This window comes from Mycobacterium sp. TH-M25 (genome assembly GCF_057473665.1).
In genome coordinates this window covers 1-8,126 of record NZ_JBYCLA010000024.1, presented here as the reverse complement: position 1 = coordinate 8,126, position 8,126 = coordinate 1, and the positions used below count along the sequence as shown (strand labels likewise).

The window sequence follows — 8,126 nt, the reverse complement described above, 5'->3', positions numbered from 1 at the left end:
GGTTGTTGCGGCCGTTCGCGGCCGCGGTTCCGGAGGGCGGCTGACCGGCTCGGCGGGAAACGACGGTCTACAGACCACCGGTGCGGGCGGCGGGCGGCGGAAGGCCGGCTGCGTTGGGACCGTTGGGATCCTGTGTCAGGTCGACATCATGATCCAATTCAGGCAAGGCGGGGATCATCGCGCAAATGAAGCTCATCGCGAGCCCGCATTGCCCTTGAGTGGGTCCTGCGTGAGCAGGAGAGGACAGGCCGATAGCGGTGGCCGCCGTCGCCGCGAAGGCGGCCACCGTAGCTGCAATAGTGCGCATAGTGCTCCTCGTTAGGGTGTGCGTGCTGGCGGAGTGACAGCTCAGCGTTTAGTGCGGCGGAATCGGGGGTGCCGGGTTCACGCCGCGCAAAATCCACGCGTACCAGTTGATTGCATGCAGTAGTTCGTCGCTGACGTCGTAGTCGGGGGTGGGGTCTTCGTCCATGAGATGCAACTCCAATAGTTGGTGGTGGACATGGGGACGTTTTCAGCCGCGGCTGCGTCGGAGTTACTTGGGTTGGCCGTATACCGCCACTACAACGGTGCGGTTGAAGCTGTTGGCCGACCACACACCGATCTGAGTGTTGGCGCAGTTGGCCATGATCGCGAAAAGAGCTGGGTTGTAGACCCATTGATTGAGGATCTCCACGCCGCTGATTGCCAGAGCCGGGTTGATCGCCACCGTTTCGGCCGCGACTCCTTGGTAGCCGGCGTTGTTGGCCCGGTCTTGCGGCGTTGTCCCATCAGAACCGATGTCCCCGTCGAGGTTGCGGTTATTCAGCACGTCGTTTGTGTGCCACTGCGCAGCGCGCACCAATTGTGGGTTGACGCGGACGTCATTGGTGCACCCCGCTTGATGCTGCACGGTGTAGACGTTCGAGACCACACTGTCGTTGAGACGCTTGTTATTTGGGATGCCTGTGTTGTCGTCATTGTCGGCGCGAGCGGTCGCCGTTGTCAGCACCACAGCGGTCAACGCACCAATCGTCGTGATCGAACTCAGCACTCGATGCCGCACCATGCACTCCTTAACCTTGCTGCCGCTGCCCCACGGGACCGGCGATCCAATGCCCATCGGTGCCACATTTTCAAGCCTCAGACGGGGTCGAAATGTGAGATCAGCCAACGACCGTCGATGCGGTCGAGGGTGACGCGAACAGTCGATGCCGTCGATGTCGGCGCGTCATCCTTGATGACGACGCTCTGGTCGACGAATAACAGCACCACGGCGTGGTTGCTGCTGGCCTGCATCGAGGCGGCCGCTGGGACGGTGGCGACCGCCGAGATCTGTTTCTGTTTTGATCCAGGGATTACGACGTCTTTGGTCAACGCGGTGTAGGAGTCCAGGAATTGACCGGTCATGCGGCTTCGAGCGGCCGCGAGGTCTTTTTCGACGGTCTCGGGCCTATATGACAGCAGCGCGATTGTCCCGTCGGTGGCGGCGCGCACGGAGTCCGCTGCCGCCGAGGTGGCGCCACGTGCCGAGATGTCTTGCCATTTCACATATCCGGTGCCGGCGGCCAGGAGCGCCGCCAGCGCGGGAAGTACTGCGTAGGCCACCACTTTCGTCCAGCGTGGGTCGCGGTTCGCATCCGTCGAGGGATCATCGCCGTCAAACTGCGCGGTCGTTGCCGCCTCATCGTGGGTGTCCTCGTCAATCTCGTCGAGGTTGACCGTCGCGGTGTGTGACTCGTCGACGTCGAGGAGCGGCTCGGCATCTTTTGGAGCGCCGGGGCGGCGCCAGGTCGGCCGCCTCATGGCACGAACCCGACGTTAGACACTTTCACTTGATCGCCGACCTTCTGAACGTCGATGCGCATCCGCCATTCGCGCGGACCTTGGGCGTTCTCATCAGAGCTCGAGGTCTGGACGGACAGTGCGACCAGAGCACGGGCGGAGTCGGGATTTTCGGATTCCAACCCTGCTTCGGTGATCGTGCCGACCGTTTTCGCTTTGGCCTCTTTGAGCGCGTCGATGAACGGCTGTGAGCGTTTGGCGAAGTCGTCGTAGAACTCGCCGGTCGCCACGTCCAGGATGCGGTGTACGTCGGCGTCGGCGTTTTGCCAGTCGATCGTGGTCAAGTTGAGCGCACCCTGTTTGGCCACCTGCAGGAACAGCGCACCATGCGCCTGGGCCTGACGGGCCTGACTGAGGTGATATTGGGACCACCCCAGCAGTGCGGCGAGAACCGCGACGGCCGCCGATCCGACTGCCATCGCGCAACGGGTCGTCGACATGCGCTGGAATACATTCGATTTCGGTGCCTCGTCGACATCGTCAACGTCAGGCTCCGCCTGGGTGCCCTCACCCGCTTCGGTGATGTCGTTGTCCTCGAGATCTCCTGTGGCCTCAAGGACGCCAGTGTTACCGATGGCATCGACCGTGTCGTCGGTGTCGTCGTCCACCACGGATTTGGTGTCGGTTACTGTGGCCACCCCGTTCCTCCCTTCGAGTTGATCTATCGAGATGTCGTTCATCGGTCAGCTGCCCGGCGGAGTCAGCATTGCCTGCCAGGATTTGTTCTTCGGTCCGGATTGGGCCAAGTCAGACTGGGTGTATTGCTTGCCGTCGGGTCCGATATTGGGGCCGGTAGCCGGGTTGTACTGGGCGGCAGCAAGCGGTGGCGCGGCGCCCAGTCCTGCGCTGAGCGGGCCGGGTTTGGCGGCCGCTGGCGGCGGCGCCCCGGGTCCGAGATCAGGGACACCTTGACCGGTGTAGGTGGCGTTCGGGTCGCCCTTCCAGCGGTCGCCGTCGTTGAGCGGCACGTACGGTTTGTCGCTTTCACACTGCTTGACCGTCGGAGCGCGTTTCCCGGGCCGGGTTTCGCAGGGCGTATTGCGCGCGCCGCGGACTTCGGTGATCGGCGAGTCTTGCGGGATCCGGCAGTACAGATCTCCAGCAGGCCGCTCGGGCGCGTCCTCGAAGACGGGATTGCGCATTTGCTGGGCAGGTAGAAAGCCTGTGTTACACGGGGGCGGCAGGTTCAGGTTCAGGTTGAAGGCGAGGTACTGGCCTTTGTATTTCTGCTTGGAGTTTGTGTTGGCGACGAGCCCGGCGGATTCAGCCGAGATGAATTGGGGGAAGACCGCCAGAAGCTGCTCGACGTCGTTGTGGTAGGTCAGCGCGACCTGGCTTGGGGCAACCAAGTTTGCCAACAAGATGGGCAGCGTGGGTTCGAGCCGGTCGACGAGCGAACGTGCCTGTGCCAGTGCCGGTCCGCCCTTATCGAGGATGCCCGCGACGGATTGATCGTTGGTCTGCAGTTCACGGGTCACGGTGGCCAGATGCGCCGCCCATGCGTTGATTGCACTGGCGGACTTGGATTGTGAGTCCAGGATGGGCTGCACGTTGTCGATGACGTTGACCAGCGGGTCGAGGTTCGCGCGGGCGTCGATCGAGAGGTCGGTGACGCCTTTGACGAGCCGGGATAGCTCCGGGCCCAGACCGCCGACGGCGGTGTAGGACTCGTCGATGACCGTCTTGAGGTTGTCGCGCGGCACTGCCTGCAGCCCGGTGACCACGGTGTCGAGCACCCCGTTGATGTCGGTGGGCACCGATGTGTCTTTCTGGGCAATCACGTCGCCGTTCTTGAGCGGCGGCGCCCCGGCACTGCGCGGCAGCAACTCGACGTATTGTTCGCCGACCGCCGACTGGCTGTGCACTTCGGCCTTCAGGTCACGCGGGATCGGGGTGTTGGAATTGAGCGACAAGACCGCCGCTACTCCTGAGTCGGTTAGCTGGACCGACTCGACCCGTCCCACCTCGGTGCCGCGGTAGGTGACGTTGCTGCTGGGGTACAGGCCGCCGGCCTGCGACAACTGCACTGTCACTGTGTAGCGGCCGACGCCGAAGAACTTTGCCGGCAAGTTCATGAAGTGCAGACCCATCAGGGACAGCGCTGCCAGGGCGATCACGGTGAAGATCGCCAGCTGGATTCTCGCTTGTCGGTTCAAATGCACGTTATGGCCCCTGGTCGCCGTTGTAGGGAATCGAGATTGGGTTTTTCTGACCAAACGCGCCGGGATTCAGGCATGGGCTGGGGAACTGGCCGACGGTACGGCCCCATTGCAGCTCCAGCGCGGTGAGGTTGCATTCATATCTGGTGCCGGTGAACAGCCCGGCATCCAGACGGCTCAGTGTCAGGTCGATGATCGCCGTCAGGTTGGCGTAGTCACCGCGCTGCCATTTCTCGATGGTGTCGGTGGGGAACGGAATGGTCGGGATGAAGTGCAGGGCGCGATTCAGGCTGGGCCCGGCGTTGGCGAGCGATTCCAGCACGGGACCGACCTCTTTGAGTTCCTTGACGAGATTGTCTTTGCTCTTGCCGACGGTGTCCGCGGTCAGGGCACTGAACTTGCTGAGTTGATCGGCGGCTTCGACCAGGTTTCCGCGTTCGTCATTGAGCACGGCCAGCGCGTCGGGGATCGTCTTGATCGCTTTATCCAGAACGGGCCGTTGCGCAGCGAACTTGCCGGTCAGGTCATTGAGGCTGTCACTGGCGGCAATGATGTCGCCGGTTTGGTTGTTGAGGTTCGCGGCAAAGGTGTCCAGCTGTCCAACCAGGCTCCGCAGATCTTTCTCGCGACCATGGAAGGCGGTGCTCAGCGCTTCGACAATGTCGCCGACCTGGCCGACGCCGCCTCCGTTGAGCACCATTGAGACCGCTGCCAGCGTCTGCTCGGGTGTCGGGAATGCTGCCGAACGAGAGAGCGGGATCACGGAGTTGTTCACCAATTTGCCGTGGGGTGGTTCGTCTTTCGGGGGGGCGAGTTCGATGTGCTGGGATCCCAGAATCGTGGTCTGGCCGATCTTGGCTGTCGCGTTGGCGGGCAGGTCGACGTCTCGGTCGAGCTTCATGCTCACCAGCGCGTGCCAGCCTTGTAGCTCGATCTGGGTTACGTGGCCGACCATCACGTCGGCTACCCGCACCCGGGCGTTGGGCTGAATGTTGTTGACATCAGCCATTTGCACCTTGACGACGAATGCGCCCGGACCATTTCCCTGGGTGCCCGGCAGCGGCAGCGAGTTCACGCCGCGCCAACCGCATCCTGATAGCCCCGTCACTGCCGCTAGGAGCACAAGACTGAGGGTTATGCGGCTCCATCGGATGTTTGTCACGAGCCGCCTCCGGGGTGGACCATCATGCCGGACAGGCCGGCAGCGGGGTTGGTAGGCACGCTCGGGTTCATCGGAGGCGGTGCCTCAGCGGGAAGCAGAGATCCCGGGGGTGCTGCCGCCGGCTGCGCCGCGGGCGGCGGTGGTGCGGCGGGCGGCACGTAGTCGGGGCGCATCCAGTTCTCGCTGTAGGTGACTTCGTTGGGCCTCGCCTGAGCGCCGACGAACAGGTCTTCACCGAGCGGGAGGAAGTTGTATTGGCGGTTCTTCATGATGGGTGCCAGGTACTGCATGCACAGTTTGGAGGCTTGTTCGGCGCCCAGTCGGGACGCGGCTTGGATTGCGCCGCAGAGGAATTGCAGCGGGTTGGCGAAGTTGTTGATCTGCAGTGCGCCGGTCAACGCGCCGTTGGAGGGCTCGTAGATGTTGTACAGGTTCACCAACGTTGTCGGGGCGATGTGGAGGGTCTGCTTGATGTCGTCGAGGCTGTCGATGACCGCCTTGCTGATCGACGCCAATTTGTCCGATGTCGTGCCGACGGTCTCTTGGTTGTCGGCGATGAAACTTTGGACGTCTCCGACCACCGAATTGAGGTCGTGAACGGCCCGACTGACCTTGTTGGGATCGTCGGACAGCAGCGACGATGCGGCGGCCAGATTGGTGTTGAGCTGGCTGAGCAGACCGCTGCTGTCGTGCAGCGCTGACACCAGGACCGACAGGTTCTTGACGGTGCCGAAGATGTCCTTGCTGTGGTCGCCTAGAGCCGAAACCGCTTGGGACAGCTTGATGATCGTGTCGCGGATGTTGGCGCCCTGCCCACGCAGGTTGCTTGCACTGCTGTTGATGAGCTCGCCCAGTGTGCTGACGCCGCCAGGCTTGGTGGGCTGGAGCATGTCGGTGAGCCGCTCAAGCTGAGCACGCACTTCGTCCCATTCGACGGGCACCGCTGTGTGGTCCTGCGGAATGATCGTGCCGCTGGCCATGGTGGGGCCGCCTGTGTAGGGCGGGGTGAGTTGGATGGAGCGGCCGGTGACGAGCTGCGGTGACAGGATCGCGGCTTTGGCGTCGGCGGGGACCTTGTAGTGGCGGTCGAACCAGAATGTGATTTTCGCGCGCAGGGGCTGCGGCTCGATTGTCTGTATTTTGCCCACTGATACGCCGCGGATGCGCACGTCGTCGCCAACGAAGACGCCGTTGCTGTTGTCGAAATACGCGACCACGGTGGTGCGGTCCCCGAGGTCTGACGCGCGCATGACGGCCCACACTCCGGCTGCCAGAGTCAGCGTGAGTGCCGTCGCCAACACCAGGCGGGCATGGCGGACCGCCGCACCAGGTACCTGGCGCAGGTAGCTGATCCACGTTGTCATGAATGACCTCCCGGCCGCGGGGGCGGGCCGACGTCGACGTTGATGGGCGTGGGTGCTGGTGGCGGTATCGGAACGGCCGGACCTCCCGGGGGTGGGCCTCCAGGCGCCGGAGCCGGCGGCGGCTGCCGATAGGGGTAGCAGCCAGGCCCGGGTAGGGCCACGCCAGGCGCACCGCATGGGTGATCGGCGGGGTTGCCGGTGATCGCGTCAGGCAGCGAGGTGCGTGGAGGGCCGCCCTGACCGGTGCGGGGGTAGGGCATCGGCAGTGGCGGGGTTCCTGGCTGACCGGTTTGCGGGTCGGTGGCCTGCGAAGGCAGCAGGGTCGCCGGGTCCAGTCCTAGGTCGGAGAACGCCGAACTGATGAACGGTTGCAGGAATTGACCCGGCAGGACGTTGACGACGTAGGCGTTGAAGAACGGTCCGGATGCCAGAGACTCCCCTAGCGACATCGCGTAGGTGTTGAGTCCCTTGACGGCCTGCTGGATTCGCTCCTTGCGGTTGTCGACGATGGTCAGCACTCCGTTGAGCTTGTCCAGGGCCGGCTGCAGTTGCGCGCGGTTTTCGCTGATTAGCCCTTTGAGTTGCCGCGCCACCGCGGAGATGTTGGCGGTGATCTGGTCCAGCGCGGCGCTTTGGGTGCGCAGTTGCGCGAGCAAGGCGTTGGTGTCGCGGACCAGTCCGACGACCTGGTCGGAGCGCTTGGCCAGCACCCCGGTGGCTTTGGCGGCGTTGTCGAGCAGGCTGCGCAGTTGCGCGTCTCGGTTGTCGAGGGTTTGCGCGAAACGTGCCACACCTTGGACTGCGCTCTTCAGATCCGGTGGAGTGCCCGCAAACGTGTGCGCCACAGTGGCCAGCGAGTCGGACAGCAGACGGGTGTCGAGGCCGCTGATGGTCGTGGTCAAATCGCCAAGGGCATCGGGCAATTGGTAAGGCGACGTTGTCCGTTCCATCGGAATCGGCCCGGCCAGGCGCCCACCACCACGGGGCGTGATTTCAAGAATCTTCGCACCCAGAAGGCTTCTGGCCCTAATGGCGGCCTCGGTGAGTTCCCCGAGGCGGATGTTGCTGGCGACGTTGAATCCGACCAGCACGCCGGAGGGCTTCAGCGCGACGCTGGATACCTTGCCGACCGGGTAGCCCGATACCTCGACGGCGGCGCCGCTGAACAGACCGCCGGCATCGGCGAAGTAGGCGGAAAATTCTTTGCCCTGCTTCAAGAATGGCAGCTTTTGCCACTGCAGGGCCGCCATCACCAGCGCCGCTGTCACAACGATACCGATGGTCCCGATGATCAGCGGATTGCGTTGTGAAAGAGACTTTTTTATCTTCCGTTGGAAAGAAATCTTTTTCATTTCGGTGTGCACCGACCGCTCGGCTGACCAGCGATCTTGACGTAGACAGGTTGGCCGCCTTTGCCGTTCAGCTTCAAGATGACGTCGCAGAAGTAGAAGCTGAAGAAGTCACCGTACATGGCCTGCCGGTTGAGTGCCTTGTATTTGTCAGGTAGGACGTTGAGGAGGTTGTCGAAGTTGTCGTGATCGGTGAGCACAGTGCCCGAGACGCGGTCGGTTTCGTGCACGACCTTCTTCAGCGGGTCGCGTGACCGTGCCAGCAGAT

The 8,126-nt window shown here is 63.2% G+C and carries 7 protein-coding genes and 3 pseudogenes; all 10 read right to left on the bottom strand.

What is annotated here, in order from left to right; all coding sequences use genetic code 11:
• Positions 1 to 67 precede the first annotated feature (67 nt).
• On the bottom strand, positions 68 to 307 hold the full coding sequence (locus AC2VOU_RS00875; protein WP_486955651.1) for a fibronectin-binding protein: 240 nt from the start codon (positions 305 to 307) through the stop codon (positions 68 to 70).
• Positions 308 to 355: 48 nt separating this feature from the next.
• Positions 356 to 463, bottom strand: a pseudogene (locus tag AC2VOU_RS00870) (CAP domain-containing protein); the annotation flags it as partial.
• A 75-nt stretch (positions 464 to 538) separates the two neighbouring features.
• Positions 539 to 1,048 (bottom strand): annotated as a pseudogene (locus AC2VOU_RS00865) (CAP domain-containing protein); the annotation flags it as partial.
• Positions 1,049 to 1,122: 74 nt separating this feature from the next.
• A complete protein-coding gene (locus tag AC2VOU_RS00860) occupies positions 1,123 to 1,785 on the bottom strand; it encodes a hypothetical protein (RefSeq protein WP_486955650.1) in 663 nt (220 codons plus the stop codon).
• Positions 1,782 to 2,462: a mammalian cell entry protein gene (locus AC2VOU_RS00855; protein ID WP_486955649.1), complete on the bottom strand. Its 681-nt coding sequence runs from the start codon at positions 2,460 to 2,462 to the stop codon at positions 1,782 to 1,784. Before AC2VOU_RS00855 ends, AC2VOU_RS00860 begins: the two co-directional genes overlap by 4 nt.
• A gap of 45 nt (positions 2,463 to 2,507) precedes the next feature.
• Positions 2,508 to 3,986: an MCE family protein gene (locus AC2VOU_RS00850; protein WP_486955648.1), complete on the bottom strand. Its 1,479-nt coding sequence runs from the start codon at positions 3,984 to 3,986 to the stop codon at positions 2,508 to 2,510.
• A 1-nt stretch (position 3,987) separates the two neighbouring features.
• Positions 3,988 to 5,145, bottom strand: coding sequence for a virulence factor Mce family protein (locus AC2VOU_RS00845; RefSeq protein ID WP_486955647.1), 1,158 nt, complete (start codon positions 5,143 to 5,145; stop codon positions 3,988 to 3,990).
• The gene (locus tag AC2VOU_RS00840) at positions 5,142 to 6,509 is read right to left on the bottom strand and encodes a virulence factor Mce family protein (protein WP_486955646.1); all 1,368 of its coding nucleotides are present in this window, start codon (positions 6,507 to 6,509) and stop codon (positions 5,142 to 5,144) included. Before AC2VOU_RS00840 ends, AC2VOU_RS00845 begins: the two co-directional genes overlap by 4 nt.
• The gene (locus AC2VOU_RS00835; RefSeq protein WP_486955645.1) at positions 6,506 to 7,861 is read right to left on the bottom strand and encodes an MCE family protein; all 1,356 of its coding nucleotides are present in this window, start codon (positions 7,859 to 7,861) and stop codon (positions 6,506 to 6,508) included. Before AC2VOU_RS00835 ends, AC2VOU_RS00840 begins: the two co-directional genes overlap by 4 nt.
• Positions 7,858 to 8,126: pseudogene (locus AC2VOU_RS00830) on the bottom strand (mammalian cell entry protein); the annotation flags it as partial. The pseudogene AC2VOU_RS00830 and the gene AC2VOU_RS00835, both read right to left, overlap by 4 nt.